22 protein-coding genes are annotated in these 23,927 nt (G+C 73.7%); 13 read left to right on the top strand and 9 right to left on the bottom strand.

Annotated features, from left to right (window positions below; all coding sequences use genetic code 11):
* The first annotated feature begins 15 nt into the window (after positions 1–15).
* Positions 16–429, top strand: a complete 414-nt coding sequence (locus tag AC0HI0_RS31150; protein WP_480927071.1) for a winged helix-turn-helix transcriptional regulator — start codon at positions 16–18, stop codon at positions 427–429.
* Positions 430–751: 322 nt separating this feature from the next.
* Here the strand turns inward: AC0HI0_RS31150 and AC0HI0_RS31145 are convergent, their stop codons facing one another.
* Together AC0HI0_RS31145 and AC0HI0_RS31140 are read right to left on the bottom strand one after the other, a co-directional pair.
* A complete protein-coding gene (locus AC0HI0_RS31145; RefSeq protein ID WP_480927070.1) occupies positions 752–1,510 on the bottom strand; it encodes a M23 family metallopeptidase in 759 nt (252 codons plus the stop codon).
* Positions 1,511–1,768: 258 nt separating this feature from the next.
* Positions 1,769–2,800 carry an alpha/beta fold hydrolase gene (locus AC0HI0_RS31140; RefSeq protein WP_480927069.1) on the bottom strand — a complete coding sequence of 344 codons (1,032 nt, stop codon included), beginning with the start codon at positions 2,798–2,800 and terminating at the stop codon, positions 1,769–1,771.
* Positions 2,801–2,899: 99 nt separating this feature from the next.
* Here AC0HI0_RS31140 and AC0HI0_RS31135 point away from each other — a divergent pair, with 99 nt between their 5' ends.
* The 7 genes from AC0HI0_RS31135 to purH all read left to right on the top strand — a co-directional run bounded on the left by AC0HI0_RS31135 (position 2,900) and on the right by purH (position 11,704).
* Positions 2,900–4,534, top strand: a complete 1,635-nt coding sequence (locus tag AC0HI0_RS31135) for a hypothetical protein (protein WP_480927068.1) — start codon at positions 2,900–2,902, stop codon at positions 4,532–4,534.
* Positions 4,535–4,904: 370 nt separating this feature from the next.
* A complete protein-coding gene (gene sucC / locus AC0HI0_RS31130) occupies positions 4,905–6,074 on the top strand; it encodes an ADP-forming succinate--CoA ligase subunit beta (RefSeq protein ID WP_480927067.1) in 1,170 nt (389 codons plus the stop codon).
* Between the two features lie 2 nt (positions 6,075–6,076).
* Complete coding sequence (gene sucD, locus AC0HI0_RS31125) at positions 6,077–6,967, top strand: succinate--CoA ligase subunit alpha (RefSeq protein ID WP_480927066.1); 891 nt, start codon at positions 6,077–6,079, stop codon at positions 6,965–6,967.
* Between the two features lie 175 nt (positions 6,968–7,142).
* On the top strand, positions 7,143–7,799 hold the full coding sequence (locus AC0HI0_RS31120; RefSeq protein WP_480927065.1) for a DUF5336 domain-containing protein: 657 nt from the start codon (positions 7,143–7,145) through the stop codon (positions 7,797–7,799).
* A 103-nt stretch (positions 7,800–7,902) separates the two neighbouring features.
* A complete protein-coding gene (locus AC0HI0_RS31115) occupies positions 7,903–9,432 on the top strand; it encodes a cell division protein PerM (RefSeq protein ID WP_480927064.1) in 1,530 nt (509 codons plus the stop codon).
* A 56-nt stretch (positions 9,433–9,488) separates the two neighbouring features.
* Positions 9,489–10,124, top strand: coding sequence for a phosphoribosylglycinamide formyltransferase (gene purN, locus AC0HI0_RS31110; RefSeq protein WP_480934431.1), 636 nt, complete (start codon positions 9,489–9,491; stop codon positions 10,122–10,124).
* Entirely contained in the window at positions 10,121–11,704 is a 1,584-nt protein-coding gene (gene purH, locus AC0HI0_RS31105; protein ID WP_480927063.1) for a bifunctional phosphoribosylaminoimidazolecarboxamide formyltransferase/IMP cyclohydrolase, read from the top strand. Before purN ends, purH begins: the two co-directional genes overlap by 4 nt.
* Before the next feature lie 51 nt (positions 11,705–11,755).
* On the opposite strand, the gene AC0HI0_RS31100 is transcribed toward purH, so the two are convergent.
* Positions 11,756–12,538, bottom strand: coding sequence for a hypothetical protein (locus tag AC0HI0_RS31100; RefSeq protein ID WP_480927062.1), 783 nt, complete (start codon positions 12,536–12,538; stop codon positions 11,756–11,758).
* A 192-nt stretch (positions 12,539–12,730) separates the two neighbouring features.
* Between AC0HI0_RS31100 and AC0HI0_RS31095 the strand changes: the two genes are divergently transcribed.
* The 4 genes from AC0HI0_RS31095 to AC0HI0_RS31080 all read left to right on the top strand — a co-directional run bounded on the left by AC0HI0_RS31095 (position 12,731) and on the right by AC0HI0_RS31080 (position 18,509).
* The gene (locus AC0HI0_RS31095) at positions 12,731–13,408 is read left to right on the top strand and encodes a hypothetical protein (protein WP_480927061.1); all 678 of its coding nucleotides are present in this window, start codon (positions 12,731–12,733) and stop codon (positions 13,406–13,408) included.
* 67 nt (positions 13,409–13,475) lie between these two features.
* A complete protein-coding gene (locus AC0HI0_RS31090) occupies positions 13,476–15,050 on the top strand; it encodes a DNA polymerase Y family protein (RefSeq protein ID WP_480927060.1) in 1,575 nt (524 codons plus the stop codon).
* Complete coding sequence (locus tag AC0HI0_RS31085) at positions 15,050–15,211, top strand: hypothetical protein (protein ID WP_480927059.1); 162 nt, start codon at positions 15,050–15,052, stop codon at positions 15,209–15,211. Before AC0HI0_RS31090 ends, AC0HI0_RS31085 begins: the two co-directional genes overlap by 1 nt.
* Position 15,212: 1 nt before the next feature.
* The gene (locus AC0HI0_RS31080) at positions 15,213–18,509 is read left to right on the top strand and encodes an error-prone DNA polymerase (protein ID WP_480927058.1); all 3,297 of its coding nucleotides are present in this window, start codon (positions 15,213–15,215) and stop codon (positions 18,507–18,509) included.
* A 292-nt stretch (positions 18,510–18,801) separates the two neighbouring features.
* Here AC0HI0_RS31080 and AC0HI0_RS31075 read toward each other — a convergent pair whose 3' ends face one another.
* Positions 18,802–19,221 (bottom strand): hypothetical protein, encoded by a 420-nt coding sequence (locus AC0HI0_RS31075; protein WP_480927057.1) that lies wholly within the window; start codon positions 19,219–19,221, stop codon positions 18,802–18,804.
* Positions 19,222–19,401: 180 nt separating this feature from the next.
* Complete coding sequence (locus AC0HI0_RS31070; protein WP_480927056.1) at positions 19,402–19,962, bottom strand: dihydrofolate reductase family protein; 561 nt, start codon at positions 19,960–19,962, stop codon at positions 19,402–19,404.
* Between the two features lie 64 nt (positions 19,963–20,026).
* Here AC0HI0_RS31070 and AC0HI0_RS31065 point away from each other — a divergent pair, with 64 nt between their 5' ends.
* Positions 20,027–20,590 (top strand): TetR/AcrR family transcriptional regulator, encoded by a 564-nt coding sequence (locus AC0HI0_RS31065; RefSeq protein ID WP_480927055.1) that lies wholly within the window; start codon positions 20,027–20,029, stop codon positions 20,588–20,590.
* Here the strand turns inward: AC0HI0_RS31065 and AC0HI0_RS31060 are convergent.
* The 4 genes from AC0HI0_RS31060 to AC0HI0_RS31045 are packed head-to-tail and all read right to left on the bottom strand — an operon-like array spanning position 20,587 to position 23,864.
* The gene (locus AC0HI0_RS31060) at positions 20,587–20,880 is read right to left on the bottom strand and encodes a DUF3017 domain-containing protein (protein WP_480927054.1); all 294 of its coding nucleotides are present in this window, start codon (positions 20,878–20,880) and stop codon (positions 20,587–20,589) included. The two genes, AC0HI0_RS31065 and AC0HI0_RS31060, sit on opposite strands and share 4 nt — an antisense overlap.
* A 20-nt stretch (positions 20,881–20,900) precedes the next feature.
* Positions 20,901–21,758 (bottom strand): bifunctional methylenetetrahydrofolate dehydrogenase/methenyltetrahydrofolate cyclohydrolase, encoded by an 858-nt coding sequence (locus AC0HI0_RS31055; RefSeq protein WP_480927053.1) that lies wholly within the window; start codon positions 21,756–21,758, stop codon positions 20,901–20,903.
* 23 nt (positions 21,759–21,781) lie between these two features.
* Positions 21,782–22,717: a DMT family transporter gene (locus AC0HI0_RS31050; protein ID WP_480927052.1), complete on the bottom strand. Its 936-nt coding sequence runs from the start codon at positions 22,715–22,717 to the stop codon at positions 21,782–21,784.
* A complete protein-coding gene (locus AC0HI0_RS31045) occupies positions 22,710–23,864 on the bottom strand; it encodes an MFS transporter (protein ID WP_480934430.1) in 1,155 nt (384 codons plus the stop codon). The genes AC0HI0_RS31050 and AC0HI0_RS31045 overlap by 8 nt, the downstream gene beginning before the upstream one ends.
* Positions 23,865–23,927 lie beyond the last annotated feature (63 nt).

Raw genomic sequence — 23,927 nt, 5'->3', positions numbered from 1 at the left:
GGAGGATGGCGAACCGTGGAAGACGGCACTTTCAAGTCACCGGGTTACTGCGACGAAACCGAGGCCCGGCAGTGGGACACGCGCTCGGACTGCGCGGTCCGCAAGGTCCTGGACCGGGTCGCGGACAAGTGGTCGGTCCTGGTGCTGGCCTTCCTCGCCGAGCGCGGGCACCGGTTCGGCGAGCTGTGGCGGCGGATCGACGGCGTGAGCCGGCGGGTGCTCACCGCGACCCTCCGGCAGCTGGAGCGGGACGGGTTGGTGCTGCGCACCGTGCACCCGACCGTGCCGCCTCGGGTGGACTACGCGCTGACCCCGCTCGGCGAGACCCTGCACGTGACCCTGCACAGCCTCGTGACCTGGGCGGACGAGCACGAGGACGAGGTCACCGCGGCGCGGGAGGCGTTCGACGCCCGTGCCGACGTGGCCTGAGGATCACTCTTTCGAAGTGATCCGGAACTCGTGCGCAACCCGGACGGACCACGGGCGTCTTAAGGGGTGTCACGAGCGGGATGACCGGGGCATTCGGGGTGAACCGGGCAGGACCACCGCTCGCCGGCACCACGCGGAAGCCGCTTCGGGGGCGGCGGAAGCGCGAGGGGAAACACCGCGGGGGCGGTCACGGGGGTAGTGGTGAAGGCCGGGTCGCAGGTGCGACCCGGCCTTTCTCTTCACGTGCGGAAGTCTTCCCGCGCCGGCGCTCGCCGCGTCGGGCGTGGTGACGCCGGGGGCCGTTGCGGAAGGCCGGTCCGACTCAGACGCTGACGCCCTTGGAGTTCAGCCAGCTCAGCGGGTTGATCTTCATGCCGCCCGGGTTCCAGACCTCGAAGTGCAGGTGGGGGCCGGTGGAGAAGCCCCGGTTGCCCATCCGGGCGATCTGCTCGCCGGCCTGGACCTGCTGGCCCTGGCGCACCGAGTAGGTGTCCACATGGCCGTAGACGGTGATCGTGCCGTCCGAGTGCTCGACCCGCACCCAGAGGCCGAAGCCGCTGGCCGGGCCCGCCTCGATCACGACGCCGTCGGCGGCGGCCAGGATCGGCGTGCCGATCGGGCCCGCGATGTCGATGCCGTTGTGCATGGCACCCCAGCGACCGCCGAAACCGGAGGTGAAGTCGCCGTTGGCCGGGCGGGAGTACTTGGGGCGCTTGGCCTCGGCCTCGGCCGCCTCGCGGTCCTCGGAGATCCGGGCGCTCTTGGTGAGCTTCTGGGCCTCGGCGGCGGGGTCCGCGGTCTTCGAGACCGGCAGGACGTGCGGCGCGGCGGGGCCGGAGCCACCGACGCCGAACGCGGCGGCGCCGTCGGAGGCCGCGGCGAGCGGCGTGACCTCGTCCTGGACGGGGCCGTCCGAGCCGGAGCCCAGCGCGTGCAGCGTCTGGCCGGCTCCTGCGGCGGCGAACGCGCCGACCGCGACGGCGGCGACCACGATCCGACCGCGCAGGGCGGAGGGCGGTGGCGGCAGCCGGTGCGACCCCACGTCACGCGTGGAGGCGCGGTCGACCGCCTTTTCGAGCACGTCGGTACTGCTTTGGCCGCCGGGGGAGCGGTGTCGAGAAGACAAAACCTGGCCTTCCGTCTTCGGGGAGTCCGGTCGACACCGGGCGGGGGATCCCGGTTTGAGCCAGTCGGGGTACCGGCTCGTTCTCTTGCTTGTGACCAGACCGTGACAACGGACCGGGGGACAGTAACGGGGCGGAAGCCTCGTAGGCAATCCCCGGCGGCGTTGTCTACCGATTAGCGGTGGAGGCAAAGATCGGCCGAGCGAGTGGTGACGCTAGGTCACCTCGGAGCTACTAAACCCCTCACGTACAGGCACGATGGGGTGGCTTGTACCGTCATCCGTTCGAGTGATGGCAGTCACAACCACGTGCAGAGCGCGAGTATCAACCGATAGCGAAAGGTGACCTGAATCACGTATCTGGTACTCCTCCACGCTCAACGAGGGGTGCTCCAACCGGGCGTGCCGCTGCGGGATCACCACCTGGTCCATCCCGCTCCACACCACCACGAACTTCGTGCGGCAGGGCCGGCCCGGTTCGGCCAACTCGGACAACAGGTCCGAACCGGGGCGCAGCTGGCGGGTCAGCGAGGTGGGGAAGAGGTAGGCGGCGAGCGTCCCGCCGTGCGGCGTACCCAGCGTGACCAGGGTTTTGACGCGCGCGTCCCCGTGCAGCCGCTGTACGTAATAACGGGCGATCAGCCCGCCCAGCGAGTGGCCCACCACGTGGACCCGGTCCGACCCGGTCTGCTCGCAGATCCGCTCCACGTGCTCGCCCAGCAGGGCGGCCGAGCGCCGGACGTCGCCGGTCAGCGCCGTGAGGACGCTGTAGTTCACCGCGTGCACGACGCCGAAACCGCGCCTTCGCAGCGCCCCCGACAGCACTGCGAAGGCGGATCGGTTGTCCCCGATGCCGTGCACTAGCACGATCGGGGTTCCCGCCGCGTCCATCGCCGAAACCACCAGGCCCCGCCGGCGGGGCGGCAGGCGGTCGGTCCGGTAGTGCCGCAGGTGCCCCTCGGGCCGGAACTGCCGCTCGATCGCGCCCCACGGGTAGAGCACGGTGTGCGCGGTCAGCCAGGCCGCCTCGACCACCACCCCGCGCGCGCCGCCCGGCGTCGCCACCGCGCGCGCCACCTCGGCCACGCCGCCGACCAGCCCGGCCCCGGTCCCGGCCACCTCCCGCAGCGCGCCGCCGACCCGGTCGACACCCGCGTCGACCGCCGCCCGCACCGCGCCGAACCCGGCCCGGACCGCGTCCAGGCCGCTGCCGGCCCACCCGGCGGGCCGCGCCGTGACTTCACCCATGGGGCCGAAGGTAGGTGAAACCGCCGCGGAAGTGGACTACCCGTCGCCGGCCCCGGACATCCCCGGCGGCCGGTGCGCACCCTGCTAGCGTCGCCCCCGATGACGCGAACCGCTGACCTGACGTCCCCGGCGCACACCAGGCTCCGCCTCGCGGTCGGGCTCGCCGCGGCGGGCGGCCTGTGCGGCGCGGTCGGACCCGCGATCTCCGTGGTGGACGGCAGCGCTCCTCCCGCCTACCTCGCGTGGCCCCTGCTGGCGGTGCTCGCACTGCTCCCGGCGGCCGTGTCCGGTTACTTCCTGCACCGCGGCCGGGAGGTCACCGCCGGCGCGGTGCTGGTGCCCGCCGGCGTGTTCGCGGTCGGCCGGTTCCTGATCGACCTCCAGGTCGTCCGCGACCCGCTGATCGCCGCGCGCCCCGAGCTGCTCCGCCCGGACAGCCTCGTCCCGCCGCAGCCGACGGCCGGCGCGTGGCTGCTGCTCGCCGGGCACGTGCTCGCGGTCGCGGCGGGCGTGCTCGCGGCCGGCCGCGCGGAGCCGGAGGGCGACCGGTCCCAGCGGTTCGGTCTGCCCGCCACGGCGGGCGTGGTCGCGGCCGTCGGGCTGTTCACCGCTCCTTACTCCTCCACCGACGCCTTCATCCCGGCCGCCGGCCCGCTGGACGCCCCGCTGCTGCCGCTGCTGGGCGGCCTGCTGGTGCTGCTGGCCGTGCCGGTGCTGGCCGTGCTCGCGGCCAGTTCCGCCGACGCCGACGCGCGCCGGGGCGGCCTGCTCGGCATCGCCGCGGTGCTGGTCGCGCTGGGCGTGCCGGGTCTGGCCACCGCGATCGCGGTGGACCGGGTGGACGTGACGCCCGGCCCGTTCCTGGTGCTCGCGGCGGCGGCGGCCCTGGTGTGGTCGACCAAGGAGAAGAAGGCGGAGGACGGCGAGGAGCACGACCTCGAACTGCCCGGCCGCCGCCGGCTGCACCTGATCGCCGCCGCGCTGGGCGTCGCGACCGGTGTCGCCGCCGCGCTCGGCGCGCTGGTCGACCACCTGCACGTGCCGGGCGTGGCCGCGCCCACCGACTACGCCGCCCGCCTGCTGTGGCCGGCCGCGATCGCCGTCACGCTGCTCGCGCTGCTGCCGAAGGCCCGGCCGGCGTTCATCGCGGCCACCGCGACCGTGCCGCTGGCCGCCGGGCTCGCGCTGGACGCCGCGTTCAACGCGACCCGCGTCCCGTCCGTCGAGCCCGCCGCCGGCGTCTGGTTCACCGCGCTGGCCGTGGTGCTCGCGGCGGCGGCGGCGAGCACCGCCGCGCTGGCGGGCGCCGTCGAGCGGGACGAGGAAGGAGCGGAACGGGACCAGGCGGGCGCGGACCGCGTCGCGCCGCCGTTGCCGCTGCTCGCGGTGGGCCTGGTGGCGGCGCTGCTGTCGGTCGGCGCGTTCGCGCTGCCGGTGCTCACGGCCCCGGAGTACGTGCCGATCACCGCGTTCGGCCTGCGGGTCGGGTCGTGGGGGCTGCTGATCGCGCTGGTGACCGTGCTCGCGGCGGTCTGGCTGGCGCTGGTCTCCCGGCCCGCGCGCGGCGCGGCGCTGCTGCTCGGCGCGGCCTGCGTGACCGCGACCCGGGCGTTGGAGTACCCGTTGAGCGAGTCCCGGGTGGCCGGCACCACGCCCGGCCCCGGCCTGTGGCTCGCCCTGGCCACCACCCTCGCCCTGGTGATCGCCGCCGCCGTCCGCGCCGGCCGCCCCTGATCGTCGGGCGCGGGGAATCCGGTCGGCATTCTGATTCGCCCTTTGTCGAAACAGTTCGGGGAATCGCGGCCATACCAGGTCCGATGATCGCGCGGTTGTGAGAAACGCTCGCTGGAACGGGTGAGGCTGAATCGGTGTGGTGATCGACCTCACCACCTTTATGACCGACCTCACGGGTATGGGGTGCGGACTGGTCCGCGCAGGTCGATAGTGTTCTGCGCAGCCGCGTCGAGCCGGTCCCCCCACGGCTGTGCCGGCGTTCCAGGTGATGCCTGGTACGTGTGGGCACCAGGCCCCAGCCTGGAGCGCCGGACTTATCGAGGACCGCACCAGGACGCGGTGTCCGACACCGACGTCGCAGGAGACCCGAGTGGACCTGTACGAGTACCAGGCGAAGGACCTCTTCGCCGCCCACGATGTCCCGGTTCTGCCGGGCGACGTGGCCAGCACCCCCGCCGAAGCCAAGGCCATCGCCGAGCGCTTCGGTCAGACCGTCGTCGTCAAGGCCCAGGTCAAGACGGGTGGCCGTGGCAAGGCGGGCGGCGTCAAGCTCGCCGAGACCCCGGACGAGACCGAGGCCAAGGCCGACGCCATCCTCGGCCTGGACATCAAGGGGCACGTCGTTCACCGCGTGCTGGTGACCCCCGCGTCCGACATCGCCGAGGAGTACTACTTCTCCTTCCTCCTGGACCGCGCCAACCGCACCTTCCTGGCGATGGCGTCCGTCGAGGGCGGCATGGACATCGAAGAGGTCGCCGCGACCAAGCCCGAGGCACTGGCGAAGGTGCCCGTGGACGCGGTCAAGGGCGTCGACCGGGCGAAGGCCGACGAGATCGTCGCCGCCGCGAAGTTCCCCGCCGAGGTGGCCGACCAGGTCGCCGACGTGATCGTGAAGCTCTGGGAGACCTTCGTCTCCGAGGACGCCACGCTGGTCGAGGTCAACCCGCTGGTCCGCGACCCCGAGGGCAAGATCGTCGCCCTCGACGGCAAGGTCACGCTGGACGAGAACGCCTCCTTCCGCCACCCCGCCCACGAGGAGCTGGTGGACAAGCAGGCGGAGGACCCGCTGGAGGCCAAGGCCAAGGAGAAGGGCCTCAACTACGTCAAGCTGGACGGCCAGGTCGGCATCATCGGCAACGGCGCCGGCCTCGTCATGTCCACGCTGGACGTCGTCGCCTACGCGGGCGAGAAGCACCAGGGCGTGAAGCCCGCGAACTTCCTGGACATCGGCGGCGGCGCGTCCGCCGAGGTGATGGCCAACGGGCTGGACATCATCCTGCACGACCCGGACGTGCGCAGCGTGTTCGTGAACGTGTTCGGCGGCATCACCTCCTGCGACGCGGTGGCCAACGGCATCGTCGCGGCGCTGGGCATCCTGGGCGACCAGGCCACCAAGCCCCTGGTGGTCCGCCTCGACGGCAACAACGTGGAGGAGGGCCGCCGCATCCTCGCGGAGGCGAACCACCCGCTGGTGACCGTTGTCGACACGATGGACAACGCGGCCGACAAGGCCGCCGAGCTCGCGGCTGCGGGGGTCTGACGATGGCTATCTTCATCACCAAGGACAGCAAGGTCATCGTCCAGGGCATGACCGGTGCCGAGGGGACCAAGCACACCAAGCGGATGCTGGCCTCCGGGACCAACATCGTGGGTGGTGTGAACCCGCGCAAGGCCGGCGAGAAGGTCGACTTCGACGGCAACGTGCTGCCGGTGTTCGGCACCGTGTCCGAGGCCATCGAGGCGACCGGCGCGGACGTCACCGTGATCTTCGTGCCGCCTGCCTTCGCCAAGGCCGCCGTGATCGAGGCCATCGACTCGGGCATCGGCCTGGCCGTGGTGATCACCGAGGGCATCCCGGTGCACGACACCGCGGTGTTCTGGGCGCACGCCGTGGCGACCGGCAACAAGACCCGGATCATCGGCCCGAACTGCCCCGGCCTGATCAGCCCCGGGCAGTCCAACGCGGGCATCATCCCGGCCAACATCTCCGGCGCGGGCAAGGTCGGCCTGGTCTCCAAGTCGGGCACGCTGACCTACCAGATGATGTACGAGCTGCGCGACTTCGGCTTCTCCACCGCCATCGGCATCGGCGGCGACCCGATCATCGGCACCACGCACATCGACGCCCTGGCGGCCTTCGAGGCCGACCCGGAGACCGCGGCGATCGTGATGATCGGCGAGATCGGCGGCGACGCCGAGGAGCGGGCCGCGGCCTACATCAAGGAGAACGTCACCAAGCCGGTCGTCGGCTACGTGGCGGGCTTCACCGCGCCCGAGGGCAAGACCATGGGCCACGCGGGTGCGATCGTGTCCGGTTCCGCCGGCACCGCCCAGGCGAAGAAGGAAGCCCTGGAGGCGGCCGGTGTGAAGGTCGGCAAGACGCCGTCCGAGACCGCCGCGCTCATGCGGGAGATCATGCAGTCGATCGGCTGACGTTCACCCGTACGCACAGGCCACCCCTGACTCAGGGGTGGCCTGTGCGGCATTCCGACCTGAGTCAATGCGCACATCCGGGGGAACCAGCCCGGTCCGGTCGTCGTCGGAGAGTGTGCATCGGCTAGCGTTCAGTTGTCGCCAGCAGTCCTTCGGTGGAGGAGGAGACCTCACCATGTCCGTGCCGTACGGCGCCCCTCAGCAGCAGCCGGGTCCGGCGCAACAGCCGGCGGTGGGGGTCAACCTGAACCTCATCCTCCCGCTGGTCGCGGCCGGCCTGGGGCTGATCGCCTACCTGCTCGCCTTCGCCGACGACGTGTCGTCCGGCTCCCTGGAGCACGTGCTCCTGCTCACCGCCGCCGCCCTGGCGGGTCTGACCGCGCTGCCCAAGGCCCCGAAGCTGCTGCCCGCGGCCGCGGTCCTGTCGGTGGTGCCGACGCTGCTGTTCCTCCAGGGGATCATCAAGAGCAGCGGCAGCGTCAAGGGCATGTCGATCGTCCTGCTGATCGTGGCGCTGCTGGAGACCGCGGCGATCGTGCTCAGCCTGCTGCTCGACGCGGGCGTGGTGAAGTTCGAGCCGAAGCCGGCCAACCCGTACGGCGGGCAGCCGGGCGGCTGGAACCCGCAGTCCGGCGCGTTCCCGCAGCAGGGCCAGCCGCAGCCGGGCCAGTACGGCCCGCCGTCCGGCCAGTTCGGGGCCCCGGTGCAGCCGCAGCAGCAGCCCGGCGCGCCGCAGCCGACCTCCTACATGCCGCAGCCCGGCCAGTTCAACCAGCCCGGCCAGCAGCCCGGCACCCCGCCGGGCGGGTTCGGCGGCCAGCAGCAGGGCTGACCAGAGCCGTGAGAGGGGTGGTGCCGACCTGTCGGCGCCACCCCTCTTCGCGTGCGCGGCGTGCCTCACCCGAACGGCCGATCCCTCCTGAGACAGTGGAAAGATGCCGGTGCTGCAAACGTCTTCGCACGGCGCCGTGACGGACTCCGTGCGCCCGCCCGAGTTCTCCCGCGCCGAACGGGCCCGGGTGCTCGCCATGACCGCGGCCGGCTCGGTGGTGGTCAGCTACGCCGCCGTCGCGGCCCTGCTCGCCCTGGTCTCGTCCACGGCGGCGCACGCCCAGTTCTCCACCACCGGCGTGCTGTCCGCGTCCGCGCCCGCGTGGCTGGTCGCGCACCACGTGCCGCTGCGGTTCGACGGCGGGCAGCTCGGCGTCCTGCCGCTGCTGCCGACCGTGCTGCTGATGCTGCTGATCTCCCGCGCGGCGGCGGGCGCGGCCGACCGGTTGGGGCTGTTCGAGCCGTTGCAGGCGCGCGGCGTGGTGTTGAGCATCGCCGGCGCGCACGCCGTGGTCGGCGGCGTGGTGGCGTTCCTGATGGGCGACGACGGCGTGGTGCGCGCGACGCCCGCCGTGGCGTTCTTCGGCTGCGCGGCGGTGTCCGGGGTCGCGGCGGTGGCCGGCGTGGCGCAGCGCTGCGGCCTGGTCGAGGTGGTGTTCGAGCGGATCGACCCGGTGGCCCGGCGCGGGCTGCAGGCCGGTGCGATGGCCCTGTTCGCGCTGACCGCGGCGGGTGCGCTGCTGCTGGCGTTCGGGCTGGCCGTGTCGTGGTCGGTGACCAGCGACCTGTTCGACCAGGCGGGCGGCACCCTGGGCACCGGGCTGGGGATCTGGCTGATGTGCCTGGCCTACCTGCCGAACGCGGTGATCGGCGCGCTGTCGTACGTGGCCGGCTCCGGGTTCTCCATCGGCGCGGTGAGCATCGCGCCGACCGCGTTCACCGGCGGCCCGGTGCCGGCGGTGCCGCTGCTGGCCGCGCTGCCCGAGGAGCAGTCGGCGGTCCTGCCGCTGGTGCTGGTCCTGCCCGGCGCGATCGGCGTGCTGGTGGGGCTGTCGCTGCGCACCGCCGCCGAGACGCCGCGCGCCCGGCTGCGGGCGGCGCTGGTGGCGGCGGTGACCGGCGCGGTGGGCGCGCTGGTGCTGGCCGCGATCGCGGGCGGCAGCCTGGGCGACGGCGCGTTCAACCCGGTGACCGTCCCGGCCGGGCTGCTGGCGGTGCTCACCTTCGGCTGGATCCTGCTGCCGGGCGGGGTGGTGGCCTGGTTCGCCGGGGCGCGCCCGGTGCCCGAACCCGAGCCCGTCGCCGACGAGGTCGGGGGTGTCGAGGACGTCGAGGACGTGGCCGACGTCGACCCCGACGCCGCCGACGACCCCGACGACGTCGAGGACCTGGCGGGCGAGGACGAGTTCGCCGAGGACTACGACGAGGACGACCCGGACGCGGAGTACGAGTACGACGACGAGGACGAGGAATTCGAGGACGAAGAGGACGACGCGGAGTACCGGGACGAGCTGGCCGAGGTCGAGGGCGAAGCCGAGGAGGCCGAGGACGACGACGAGTCCGGGCCCGCCGCGGCCGCCGATCCGGAGCGTGACCGGGACGACGACCAGGACCTGGCCGACAAGCGCGACTAGGCAACGCCTAGGCTGCTCCTGAGCTGCTGTGACAGTCCCCAGCAAGGAGAAGCACGCTGAGCGCCGCGACCACACTCCGGCTTCCGAACCCCGCGCGGGTCGTCGTCCTAGTCTCCGGCTCCGGCACCCTCTTGCAGGCGCTGCTGGACGCCGCCGCCGACCCCGGCTACCCGGTCGAGGTGGTGGCCGTCGGTGCGGACCGGGCCGGCATCGAGGGACTCGCCCGCGCCGACCGCGCCGGCGTGCCCGGCTTCACGGTGAAGCTGCGCGACCACGCGTCCCGTGACGACTGGGACGCGGCGCTGGCCGCCGCGGTCGCCGCGCACGAACCCGACCTGGTGGTCTCCGCCGGGTTCATGAAGATCCTCGGACCCGCCTTCCTGGCCCGCTTCGGCGGCCGGATGGTCAACACCCACCCCGCGCTGCTGCCCGCCTTCCCCGGCGCGCACGGCGTCCGCGACGCCGTCGACTACGGCGTCAAGGTCACCGGCGCGACCGTGCACCTGGTCGACGGCGGCGTGGACACCGGGCCGATCCTGGCCCAGGAGGCGGTCGTCGTCGGCGACGGCGACGACACCGACAGCCTGCACGAGCGCATCAAGGTGGTGGAGCGGCGGCTGCTGGTGGACGTGGTCGCCCGACTGGCCCGCGAGGGCTGCACCGTGAACGGACGAAAGGTGAGCATCCCGTGACCACTCCTGCCGAGAGGCGACCGGTTCGTCGGGCCCTGATCGGGGTTTCCGACAAGTCGGGGCTGCTGGAACTGGCCACCGGCCTGCACGCGGCCGGAGTCGAGATCGTCTCCACCGGCGGCACCGCCAAGGCGCTGGCCGACGCCGGCGTGCCGGTGACCCCGGTGGAGGACGTGACCGGGTTCCCGGAGGTGCTCGACGGCCGGGTCAAGACCCTGCACCCCGGCGTGCACGCGGGGCTGCTGGCCGACACCCGCCGGCCCGAGCACGTGGCCAAGCTGGACGAGCTGGGCATCGCGCCGTTCGACCTGCTCGTGGTGAACCTCTACCCGTTCACCCGGACCGTGGCGTCGGGCGCGTCGCCGGACGAGTGCGTCGAGCAGATCGACATCGGCGGCCCGGCGATGGTGCGGGCGTCGGCGAAGAACCACGCCAGCGTGGCCGTGGTGGTCGACCCGGCGCGCTACGCGTGGGTGCTGGAGCAGGTCGCGGCGGGCGGGTTCACGTTGGCCGAGCGGCAGTCGCTGGCGGCGCTGGCGTTCCGGCACACCGCGTCCTACGACGTGGCCGTGGCGTCGTGGCTGGGCAGCGCGCTCGCCCCGGACGACGAGGGTTCCGGCTTCCCCGGCTGGGTGGGCGCGACCTGGAACCGCAAGCAGGTGCTGCGCTACGGCGAGAACCCGCACCAGAAGGCCGCGCTGTACACGCAGGGCGACGGGCGCACCGGCCTGGCGACCGCGCGGCAGCTGCACGGCAAGGAGATGTCGTACAACAACTTCGTGGACTCCGACGCGGCGTGGCGCGCGGCGTGGGACCACGAGCTGCCGTGCGTCGCGATCATCAAGCACGCCAACCCGTGCGGCATCGCGGTGTCCTCAGTGGACGGTCCGGGGGCGATCGCGGAGGCGCACCGCAGGGCGCACGCGTGCGACCCGGTGTCCGCGTTCGGCGGCGTGATCGCGGCCAACCGCGAGGTGACGGTGGAGCTGGCCGAGCAGGTCGCGGAGATCTTCACCGAGGTGATCATCGCGCCGTCCTACGCCGACGGCGCGCTGGACGTGTTGTCGCGCAAGAAGAACGTGCGGATCCTGGTGGCCGACGAGCCGACCCGGGGCGGCGTGGAGATGCGCGCGGTGTCCGGCGGGCTGCTGGTGCAGACCGTGGACACCATCGAGGCGGAGGGCGACGACCCGGCCAACTGGACGCTGGCCTGCGGCACCGCGCTGGACGCGGAGGGCCTGGCGGACCTGGCGTTCGTGTGGCGGGTGTGCCGCGCGGTGAAGTCGAACGCGATCGTGCTGGCGTCCGGCGGTGCCACCGTCGGGGCGGGCATGGGCCAGGTCAACCGGGTGGACGCGGCCCGGCTCGCGGTCGCGCGGGCCGGTGACCGGGCGCGCGGCGCGGTGGCCGCGTCGGACGCGTACTTCCCGTTCCCGGACGGGCTGGAGGTGCTGCTGGAGGCCGGCGTGCGGGCCGTCGTGCAGCCCGGCGGCTCGGTGCGGGACGCGGAGGTGCTCGCGGCGGCCGAGGCGGCCGGCGCGACGGTGTACCTGACCGGCACGCGGCACTTCGCGCACTGACGTGCCGCGTGGTGGGGCTCCCCGGCGGACCGGAGAGCCCCGCCACGCGGGTCAGCGCCGGGTGAGTTCCTCGCCGGTCTTGCGGACGACGGCCTCGGCGTCCTCGACCGGGAACTCGGCGTCGGCGAAGAAACCCTTGTCCCGCCCCGAGTAGCGGATGTTCCAGACCACCGCGCCCTTGCGCACCAGCAGGTTCACCTCGGTCAGGTCGGCCTTCGCGGCCGGTGCGACCAGGATCGCCTCGTCGCCGAGGCCGGGCACCGGCTTGGCCTGCTGGCCGGACGCGTAGGTGTTCAAGCCGGCGTAGTTGTTCTTGGCCTGCTCCAGGTTCCGGTCCTGCTTGTCGGAGAACTTGGCGAAGTCGTAGACCAGGAAGCTCAGGACGCGCGGGTCCTTCCCGTCCTTGCCCTTGGTCTGCTCCCACGCGCAGTGCGTCTGCTTGAGGCCCTTCTCGCCCTCGTGCGGGGCCTGGACGAGCCGGAAGCTGCTCACGTGCGCCTGTGACCGCAGTTCCGCGCTGAGTTCGCACTGGGCGATCGGCTGCTCGCCGGGTCCGCCGCCGGGTTCCCGGCTGTAGTCCAGGTACAGCTTGCCGAACACGCCGCCCACGACCAGCACGACGGCCCCCACCGCCAGGCCGACGATCAGGCCGGTGCGCTTCTTCTTGGCCGGCGGCGGGCCGTACCCGCCGGGTCCGCCGGGTCCGGGTTGGCCCGGAAACCCTTGGGGCGGACCGTATCCGGGCTGCCCGGGAGGCGGTCCGTAGCCCGGCTGCGGGGCCTGCCCGAAGCCCGGCCGGTGCGGCTGGTTCGGCTGGTTCTGCGGTGCGTTCACGGTTCCCCCCGTGCGTTGCCGGAAGCTGCGCCGAGCAGTGTGCCAGTCACCCGGTCGTGGCCATTGACACCGGGTGGTCCGGAGGGGATAGGATCACCTCATTCGTTCGAACGTTTGTTCGACGGACAGGTCGCCGGCTTCCCACGGCGGTCCGCGCACAGGGGTGCGCGCGGATTCGTGGGAGGAGGGTTGGTGTCCAGGTCGGCAACGGCGACGTTGGTCGCGCTCGGGGTAGGCGCGGCCGGCGAGTCGGCCACGGCACCGGCTCGGGTTCTGCCGGTTCGCGGGGAACTGGCGGAGGTCCTCCCGTGGGGCGGCCTGCGGCGGGGCAGCACGGTGTTGGTGCGCGAATCGACATCGTTGCTGCTCACGCTGATGGCCGAGGCGACAGCGGAAGGGTGCTGGGCGGCCGTTGCCGGCCTGCCGCGGTGTGGGGCACTCGCGGCGGCCGAGTTGGGGGTGGCCGTCCACCGCCTCGCTCTGGTCCCTCGTCCGGGGAGGGACCGGAGCGAGGTCGAGCGGACCGTCGCGGCGCTGCTGGACGGTTTCGACGTGGTGTCGCTGGCGACCCCGGTGTCGCCCGTCACCGCGCGCAAGCTCTCCGCCCGCGCCCGGCACCGCAAAGCGGTCCTGCTGCCGTTCGGCGGCCCGTGGCCGGGGGCGGACGTCGAGCTGCGGGCGAGTTTCGGCCCGTGGGGCGGGCTGGCCCGGGGTCACGGGCTGCTCGCCGATCGCACGGTGACCGTGCGCGCCACCGGACGCGGCGCCGCCGCGCGGGAGAGGACGACGACCCTGCCCCTGCCGGGCCGGCCGACCCCCGCGCCGCGTCCGGTCCTGCGCCCCGTCCCGGCGGCGGTGGCCGGGTGCTGACCACCGCGTCCCGCTGCCGGCCGCCTTCTCCTCCCGGGTCCTGGCGCGCACCGATCCGAGGAACGAGGTGACGGCCGTGTACACGCTCGCCGTGTGGTGCCCGGACTGGCCGGTGGTGGCGGCGTCGGCGGAGGCCGCGCTGCCGCCGCACGTGCCGGCCGCCGTGGTCCGGGCGAACGAGGTGGTGGCGTGCTCGGCGGTGGCCCGCGCGGAGGGCGTGCGGCGTGGTCAGCGCAAGCGCGCCGCCCAGGGCCAGTGCCCCGGGCTGGTCGTGTTCGACCACGACGACGTGCGCGACGCCCGGCTGTTCGAGCCGGTCGCGGCGGCCGTCGAGGAACTCGCACCGGGCATCGAGGTGGTCCGGCCGGGGCTGGTCGTGGTCGCCGCCCGGGGGCCCGTCGGGTACTACGGGTCGGCCGAGCGGGCCGCCGAACGGCTGGTCGACCACGTCGCCGTGCACGCCGGGGTGGAAGCGCAGGTGGGGCTCGCGGACGGCCTGTTCGCCGCGACGATCGCCGCGCGGCGGGGCCTGGTCGTGCCGGCCGGCGGCACGCCGGACTTCCTGGCCCCGCTGGACGTCCGGGAACTCGACCCGCCCGCCGAGCAGCGCGCCGACCGCGCCGAGCTGGTGGACCTGCTGCGCCGGCTCGGCCTGCGCACGCTGGGCGCGTTCGCCGCCGTCCCGGAGCGCGACGTGGCCGGGCGGTTCGGCCGGCCCGCCGTGCTGGCGCACCGGCTGGCGGCGGGTGTGGTGCAACGTCCCAGGGTGCGCCGCCGCCCGCCCGCAGAGCTGTCCGTGAGCCAGGACCTGGACCCGCCGGTCGAACGGGTCGACGCCGCCGCGTTCGCCGCGAAGGCCCTCGCCGAGCGCCTGCACCGGGGGCTGGCCGACCGGGGCCTGGCCTGCACCAGGCTGGCGATCGAGGCCGTCACGGAGACCGGCGAGCGGTTGCGCCGGGTGTGGCGGTGCGCGGACCCCCTGACGCCGCAGGGCATCGCGGACCGGGTGCGCTGGCAGCTCGACGGCTGGCTGACCCGCGAGCGGCTCACCGCCGGCCTGCACCTGCTCCGGCTCGACCCGGAGGAGGTGGTGGACGCCGACGCGCTCCAGCTCGGCCTGTGGCCGGGTGCGGGGCAGGACCAGGGCGAGGCCGCCGAACGGGCCGCCCGTGCCATGGTGCACGTGCAGGGCCTGCTCGGGCCGGACGCCGTGCTCACCCCGGTGCCGCAGGGCGGCCGGGGCCCGGTGGAGCGGATCCGGCTGGTGCCGTGGGGTGACGAGCGGGTGCCGGAGACCGACCCGGCGCGGCCGTGGCCCGGCCGGCTGCCCGCGCCGTCACCGGCCACTGTCTTCGCGTCCCCGGAACCGGTGACGCTGGTGGACGAGGCGGGCGGTGACGTCGTGGTCACCGGTTACGCCGAACTGGTCGTCCGGCCGCACCGGATCGTGCACGGCGGTCGGACCCGGGCGGTCGTCGCGTGGGCGGGGCCGTGGCCGGTGGACGAGCGGTGGTGGGACGGAGAGCACGCGGTGCGCGCGGCCCGGCTCCAGGTGCTGGGTGCCGCGCCGGACGGGGAAGAACTGGCGTTCCTGCTGATCCGCACGGGCGGGAAGTGGGCGGTGGAAGGGGTGTACGACTGATGTCCGGAGATTTTTCCGACGACCACCAGGGCCTGGCGGACTGGCTGCTGCACGGCGAACCCGGCTCGGCCGAGGCGGGCGAGCCCGCCTACCCGGCGAGTTTCGGCTGGACGCCGCCGCTGGTCCCGCTGCCCCGCCGGGCACCGGACGAGCTGTTCTGAGGTGGGCTGGAACAACCCGCCGGTCCGCTGGTCGGAGCTGGAACGCGCGCTGTCCGGCAAGCCCCAGCGGCCCGACGGCGGCGACGGTCCGGCGTGGACCCGCCGGCGGGAGCGCTACGAGGCCCCGCCGGAGTTCGCGGTCAAGGTCGACGAGCTGGGCGCGACCCGGTCCCGGGTGCCGTACGTGGAGCTGCACTGCCACTCCAACTTCAGCTTCCTGGACGGCGCGAGCCACCCCGAGGAGCTGGTGGAGGCGGCGCAGCAGCTCGGCCTGGACGCGATCGCGCTCACCGACCACGACGGCATGTACGGCGTGGTCCGGTTCGCCGAGGCGGCCCGGGAACTCGGCGTGCGGACGGTGTTCGGCACCGAGCTGAGCCTGGGGCTGTCCGCGCCGCAGAACGGCGTCCCGGACCCGGAGGGCGAACACCTGCTGCTGCTGGCCACCGGTGCGGACGGCTACCACGCGCTGTGCCGCACCATCACCACCGGCCAGCTCGCCGACGGCGGCGCGAAGGGCCGTCCGGTGTACTCGGTGGACGAGGTCGTCGCGGACACCCGGGACGAGTGCGTCGTGCTCACCGGGTGCCGCAAGGGCGCGGTGCGCCGGGCGCTGGCGCAGGACGGGCCGGAAGCGGCGTACGGGCAGTTGCGCCGGCTGGTCGGGTGGTACGGCGCGGACCGGGTGTTCGTGGAACTCACCGACCACGGCTACCCCGAGGACGGGCCGCGCAACGACCTGCTGTGGGCGATGGCGCACGAGCTGGGGCTGCCGACCGTGGCGACCAACGCCGTGCACTACGCGGTGCCCGCGCGCGGGCGGCTGGCGGCGGCGATGGCGGCCGTGCGGGCGCGGCGCAGCCTGGACGAGATCGCGGGCTGGCTGCCGCCGGGGCGCACCGCGTGCCTGCGGTCGGGCGAGGAGATGGCGCGCCGGTTCGCGCGGTTCCCCGGCGCGGTGCACCGCGCGGCCGTGCTGGGGTTGCAGTGCCAGTTCGACCTGAAGCTGATCGCGCCCGAGCTGCCGCCGTTCGACGTGCCGGCGGGCGAGGACGAGAACAGCCACCTGCGCGCGCTCACCTACGCGGGCGCGGCCCGCCGCTACGGCTCGCCCGAGGAGAACCCCAAGGCGTACCGGCAGGTGGAGCACGAACTCCGGATCATCGAGGACCTGGGGTTCCCCGGCTACTTCCTGGTGGTGCACGACATCGTCCGGTTCTGCCGGGACAACGACATCCTCTGCCAGGGCCGGGGTTCGGCGGCCAACTCCGCGGTCTGCTACGCCCTGGGCATCACCAACGTCGACGCGGTCCGCTTCGACCTGCTCTTCGAGCGCTTCCTGGCCCCCGCCCGGGACGGCCCGCCGGACATCGACCTGGACATCGAGTCCGACCGCCGCGAGGAGGCGATCCAGTACGTCTACCGCAAGTACGGCCGCCGGCACGCCGCGCAGGTCGCCAACGTCATCAGCTACCGGGGGCGCTCGGCGATCCGGGACGTGGCCAGGGCGTTGGGCTACTCGCCCGGCCAGCAGGACGCGTGGAGCCGGCAGATCGACCGCTGGGGCCCGCTGCGGTCCACTGTGGACGAGGGCGGGATCCCCGGTCCGGTGCTGGAACTGGCCGCGCAGCTGGAGAACTTCCCGCGCCACCTGGGCATCCACTCCGGCGGGATGGTGATCTGCGACCGCCCGGTGAGCGAGGTGTGCCCGGTCGAGCGCGGCCGGATGGCCGACCGCACGGTGTTGCAGTGGGACAAGGACGACTGCGCGTCCATCGGCCTGGTCAAGTTCGACCTGCTGGGCCTGGGGATGCTGTCCGCGCTGCACTACGCGATCGACCTGGTGCGCGAGCACGAGGGCGTCGAGGTGGACATGGGCGCGCTCGACCTGGCCGACCAGAACGTCTACGAGATGTTGCAGCGCGCCGATTCCGTCGGGGTGTTCCAGGTCGAGAGCCGCGCGCAGATGGCGACCCTGCCCCGGCTCAAGCCCCGCGAGTTCTACGACCTGGTGGTGGAGGTGGCGCTGATCCGGCCGGGCCCGATCCAGGGCGGGTCGGTGCACCCCTACATCCGCCGCCGCAACGGCGTGGAGGAGTGGCAGCACGACCACCCGCTGCTGGCCAACGCCCTCGGGAAGACGTTGGGCGTGCCGCTGTTCCAGGAGCAGCTGATGCAGATCGCCGTGGACGTCGCGGACTTCACCCCGGCCGAGGCGGACGAGCTGCGCCGGGCGATGGGCGCCAAGCGCTCCACGCACCGGATGGAACGCCTGCGCGAGCGGTTCTACCGGGGTGCCAAGGCGAACGGGCTGGACGAGGAGCTGTCCGGGCGGATCTACGCGAAGTTGTTGGCGTTCGCCAACTTCGGCTTCCCGGAGAGTCACGCGCTGAGCTTCGCGCACCTGGTGTTCGTCAGCGCGTGGTTCAAGCTCTACCACCCGGCGGCGTTCTGCGCGGCGTTGCTCCGGGCGCAGCCGATGGGGTTCTACTCGCCGCAGTCGCTGGTCGCGGACGCCCGGCGGCACGGCGTCGAGGTGCTCGGCCCGGACGTGAACGCGAGCCTCCCGCACGCCACCCTGGAACTCGTCGCCGGCGCGCAGGCCGTCCGGATCGGCCTGGCCGGCGTCCGCACGGTGGGGCAGGGGGTGGCCGAGGCGATCGTCACGGCCCGCCAGGCCGGTCCGTACCGGGACCTGGCGGACTTCGGCGGCCGGGTCCGGCTGACCGCGAGGCAGGCCGAGGCGCTGGCCACGGCGGGCGCGTTCGGGTGCTTCGACCTGGACCGGCGGTCGGCGCTGTGGGCGGCGGGCGCCATCGCGGGCATCCGCCCGGACCGCTTGCCGGGCACGGTGGTGGGCACCGAGGCCCCACCGCTGCCCGGGATGGACGAGGTGGAGCTGGCGGTGGCCGACGTGTGGGCGCTGAACCTGTCCCCGGACAGCTTCCCGACCCAGTTCGTCCGGGAGCACCTGACCGGCCTGGGCGCGCTGACCACGGCGGAGCTGGCGGGCGTGCCGGACCGGGCCCGGGTGCTGGTCGGCGGTGCGGTGACGCACCGGCAGCGCCCGGCGACGGCGGGCGGCGTCACGTTCCTGAACATCGAGGACGAGACCGGCATGGTCAACGTGGTGTGCACCGCGGGCCTGTGGGTCCGGTACCGCCGGATCGCCCGGTCCAGTCCGGCGCTGCTGATCAGGGGTGTGCTGGAGAAGGCGGAGGGGGTGGTGAGCCTGCGCGCCGAACGCCTGCAGCCCCTGGCCCTGCGCATCCCCTCGCGCTCCCGCGACTTCCGCTGAGTGCGGGCGCGCCGACGTGCGGCTCTCGAATTCGCTTTTGGTCCGTCCGGGTGATCCCGGACTGAACGGACGTCGTCATCAACGTCTACAGCCTGATCGGCAACGACCGGCAGATGTGCGTCAAGCCGGGCCTCACCCGGCTCGACGCCTTCGACCGGCGGAGTTCTCGTCAGTGACTTCGACGCTGCGGAAAACCGGCTCACCGGTCCGCTGACGGCGGCACGGCCGCCCCGGCGGGCCCACCGGGACGACCGCGTCGTCACTGCTGCTCAGGCGTGGCCGGCGAGCCGGCTCACACGCAGGAGTGCCCGATCACCTGAGGCTGCTCCAGCGGGTTGCCGGGGTCCACGTAGGTGACGATGTGCACGCAGATGTGGTCGATCGCCGGCGTGGTCTGCGGGTAGACGTTGTGGTCCACCCACGAGGACCCGGCGTTGACCCACTGCGCCTCGGACGGGTTGCTGTCGGCCACGCCGCCCGCGAACACGACGACGTCGGCGTAGACGTACCGGCGGTCGGTGCAGGACACCGTCCAGTCGGCGGTCCGCGTCGACGGGACGACGGAGAGGTTCGTGGTGGTGCAGCCGGACAGCGCGGTCACCGGGCCGGTGGCCGCGACGGACGTGCCCGCCGAGACGGTCAGCGCGCCGGCCGCCACGGCCATGGCCGCGGCGGTCCGGACGATGCGCTTGCTGGTGCTGGATTTCCGCACAATGCCCCCATTGCGTGATTGGTCTGGACCTCTCCGAGGATGCCGAGGGCGCGGCCGAAGACCTACCGCCGTCCGGGGGCGTCCACCGTCACAGCGGATCCGCCTTGCCAACCGGTGTCACATATGGCAATGGGCGGTTCATGTTGTCCACAGTGGATGGTCGGGCTGGGGTTTCCCGGCCTACGGCTTGGTGAAGGTCGTGAAGACCACGCCGGAGTCGAACGACCGCGAGTCGGTCCGGGTGAACCGCGCCGCCGGGAAACCGCCGTCGAACAGCGGGATGCCGCGCCCGAGCACGACGGGGTGCACCTTGAGCACCAGCCGGTCGATCTCCGGCAGCAGCGCCGCGGCCAGCTTCCCGCCGCCGCACAGCCAGATGTCCAGCCCGTCCTCGGCCTTGAGCTCGCGGACCTTGGCGAGCACGTCGCCGGAGACGACCTCCACGTCGGCGGGCGTGTCGCGCAGCGTGGTCGACACGACGTACTGGCGCAGGTGCGGGTACGGGCTGGGCAGCCCGCCGGGCACCTGGTAGGTCGAGCGACCCATCAGCACGGTGTCGAAGTTCGGGTTCGGCCCGTCGACGCCGAGCGCTTCGCGGGCCTGGGCGGGCAGCGCGTCCGGGTGCTCCTCGACCAGCGCCGCCATGTGGTCGCCCTCGAACAGGAAGTCGCCGAAGCCGCCGTCGGGGGCGGCGATGAAGCCGTCGAGCGTGACGGCGACCAGGTAGATCAGGTTTCGCATGTGCTTCCTCTCTTAACCACTCGGACTGTAGTACTCTGCCCGTAGTGGTTGTCAAGGAGGCGGCATGGTCAGGAACGCGGCGAGGCGGACGGCGCTGGTGGACGCGGCGATCGAGGTGCTGGCCCGGGAGGGCGCGCGGGGGTTGACCTTCCGCGCCGTCGACGTGGCGGCGGCGGTGCCCGCCGGCACCGCGTCGAACTACTTCGCCAACCGGGACGACCTGCTGCGCCAGGCGGGCGAGCACATCCACGTCCGGCTCCAGCCCGATCCCGAGCGGCTGGCCCGGATCCTGCGGGAGCACCGGGACAAGGCGCTGGTCACCGAGCTGATGCGGGACATCCTGGCCCGGCTCGCGCACGACCGCGCGGGCTACCTGGCGCTGCTGGAACTGCGCCTGGAGGCGACCCGGCGGCCGGAGCTGCGGGCGGCGCTGACCGCGACGATCGCCCGCAACCTGGAGGACAACGTCCGCTACCACGTCGACCTCGGCCTGCCGGGCGACCGGTCCACCGTCGTGGCGCTCTACCTGGCGATGACGGGCCTGGTGGTCGAGCATCTGACCCTGCCCGACGTCCTGCCGCCGGACGCCCTGGACGACCTGATAGCCGTGCTGGTGGACCGGCTCTAGCGGCTCAGCGGGCCGCCGATGATGGTCATCGCGACCCCGATCACCGCGATGCCCAGGCCGGAGTACAGCAGCGCGTCCACGCCCCGGCTGCGGATCGCGATCAGGCCCGCCTGCTCGTCGGTCACCAGCACCCGCAGCAGCGCCGCGAGCAGCAGCGCCACGCCGATCAGCACCGCACCCTGCCGCCAGTGGTACTGGGCCACCCGCAGGATGCCCAGCCCGACCACGGCCAGCACCAACGCGAACGGCAGGTGCTGGCCCGCCGCCGACCGCCAGCGCTGTTCCGGCATCAGCTCCACCGCTTCCGCCCTCAGTCCGTCGCGAGGCCGCGCTCGGCCGCCTCGACCGTGTTGGTCAGCAGCATGGCAATGGTCATGGGGCCGGCGCCACCGGGGATGGGCGCCAGGAACCCGGCGACCTCGGCCACGTCCGGGTGCACGTCGCCGACCAGGCCGGACTCGGTCCGGGTGATGCCGACGTCCACCACCGCCGCGCCGGGCTTGACCATGTCCGCGGTGATCAGGCCGGGGCTGCCCGCACCCGCCACCACGATGTCCGCCCGCCGCACCTCGGCCGCCAGGTCCTTCGTGCCGGTGTGGCACAGGGTCACCGTGGCGTTCTCGCTGCGCCGGGTCAGCAGCAGCCCGATCGGCCGGCCCACCGTCACGCCGCGACCCACGACGGTCACGTTCGCGCCCGCGATCGGCACCTCGTAGCGGCGCAGCAGCTCGACCACGCCGCGCGGCGTGGCGGGCAGCGGGGCCTCGTCACCGAGGACCAGCTTGCCCAGGTTGACCGGGTGCAGGCCGTCGCCGTCCTTGGCCGGGTCGATGCGCTCCAGGACCGCGTTGGCGTCCAGGTGCTTCGGCAGCGGGAGCTGCACGATGTAGGCGGTGCACGCCGGGTCGGCGTTCAGCTCGTCGATGACGGCTTCGAGCTGCTCCTGCGTGGTGTCGGCGGGCAGGTCGCGGCGGATCGACGTGATGCCGACCTTCGCGCACGCGGTGTGCTTGCCCTTGACGTAGGAGTGCGATCCGGGGTCGTCGCCGACCAGCACGGTGGCCAGCCCCGGCGTCACCCCCCGCTCGACCAGCGCCGCCACCCGCGCGCGGAGGTCTTCGAAGATCGATTCCCGGGTTGCCCTGCCGTTGAGGATCGTCGCCGTCACGCGCCCCATCCTCCCACCACCGGCTAAGCCCGGCCGCGCCGCCGGGCGGGCAGCGCCGCGACGCCGACCGCCAGCAGGGTCGACGCCGTGCCGACGACCGTCGCCGAGGACGGCTCCGCGCCCGCCGGCACCACCACGTCCACCACGAGCGCGCCGACCAGCTGCCCGGCCACCTGGCCCAGCCCGACCAGCAGCACGCCGCTCCAGCGCACCGCCACCACCGCCGTGCCGATGGCCACGATCCCCAGCGCGCCACCCGCGTACAGCCAGGGCTCGGCGGGTGCGGCGGCGGGCAGCCCGCGCACCGCCACGTCCACCGCGCACACCACCACCAGCACGACCGCGCCGGTCGCGAAGTTCACCAGCGTGGTGACCCGCGTGCTCCGCGCGGCCTCGCGCACCAGCCCGTTCACCGCCTGCTGCCAGCCCAGCCCGATCCCGGCCAGCGCGGGCAGCAGCGCGGGCCACAGCGTCTCGGGCCGGCCGAACTGGTCGGACACCGCGATCCCGACCGCGACCACCGCGAGCGCCGCGCCGGCCACCCTGGGCGGGGTGAACGGCCGCACCCCGGCCGGCCCGATCCCCGCCCGGTCCACCAGCAGGCTGCTCACCACCTGGGCCGCCACCACGGCCACGGTGAACGTCGCGACGCCCAGCACCGACACGGTGAGCCCCTGCGCGGACACGAAGAACGCCCCGCACGCCCCGCCGACGCACTGCCACCAGCGGATCCCGCCCCGCCGCAGCTCGTCCCGCAGCCGGCGCAGCCCGGCCCGGCCGGACCGCGTCGCGGGCACCACCGCCAGCAGCACGGCCAGCCCGCCCGCGAACGACGCCAGCGCGGCGAGGAACCCGTCGCCGAACACCGACCCGAGCTGACCGTTGACCCGGCCCTGGACGGCCAGGAACACCCCGCCCGCGAACGCGACCAGCGCCCCGAGCACCCGGACGTCACCCAACGGTGTGATCCTCGGTGGTCGCCGGCGCCCGCACCCGGCTGGACAGCGCGACCCCGAGCAGCGCCGCCGTCGCACTCGCCCCGGCCGCCGCGGCGGGCCCGACGTGGTCGAGCAGCCACCCGGCGGCGGGCAGCACCAGCGCCGACCCGGCCGTGCTGAACGCGCTCATCCAGCCGAACGCCTCGGCCTTGCGCCCGTCCGGCGCGAGATCGCCGACCCGGGCGTTGTTGGCGGCGATCGCGGGCGCGATCGCCGTCCCGCCCACCGCCAGCACCAGCCCGATCAGCCACGGCGACGACGGCGACAGCACCGGCGGCAGCACCGGGACCAGGGCCACCACGCCGAGCGCGAGCAGCGCCAGCCGCCGGGTCAGCCGGAACTCGCCGGTCCACCCGCCCGCGATCAGCCCGCCGAGCACCGAACCGACACCCCAGACCGCGGTGAGCACCCCGGCCAGCGCCGGGTTGCCCTGGTCCCGGGCCCACGCGATGACCACCATGTCGATCGACACCAGCGACGCCACCACGCACAGCCCGGTGATCAGCGCGTACACCATCGACCGGTCGGCCAGCAGGGTCCGCCCGCCGGCCCGCCCCGTGCGGGCCGGCGGCTCGTCCAGCCCGGCCCGGCGCAGCGCCGCCCGGAACCCGAACGCCCCGAGCACCCCCATCGCACCGCACATCCACAGCGCGGTTCGGGGGTCCGCAACGGCGACGACGAACGCCGCCAGCGCCGGACCCACCACGTACATCAGTTCCTGCATGGACGCCTCGACGGTGAACACGGCCTGCCGCGCCGGCCCCGTCGCCAGCCGGGGGAAGCTCGCCCGGCTCAGCTGGGTGACCGGCGGCATGGACATCCCGGCCAGCACCGCCACCACCACCGACAGCGGCCACCAGGACGGCGGCAGCACCGTCGGCAGCAGCCCCGCGACCCCGCTCGCCACCCCGTACCCCACGGCGGTGACCAGCAATAATCGACTCGCCGGGTTGCGGTCCGCGGCCCGTCCGCGCAACGGGCTCGCCACCCCCAGGCCGACCGCGAACGCCCCGCCGACCAGGCCCGCCGCCGCGTAAGACCCGGTCCAGCCGGCGATCAGGAACGAGGACGCGAGCGGCGTGCCGGGTATGTGCACCCGGCCGACCATCGACCACAGCAGCAGCGACGGCAGACCGGGGATGGCCGCGAGTTCGCGGTAGGGCCGGAGCAC

It is taken from the genome of Saccharothrix sp. NBAS 001 (genome assembly GCF_056640475.1).
This window is presented reverse-complemented; position numbering and strand designations above follow the sequence as displayed.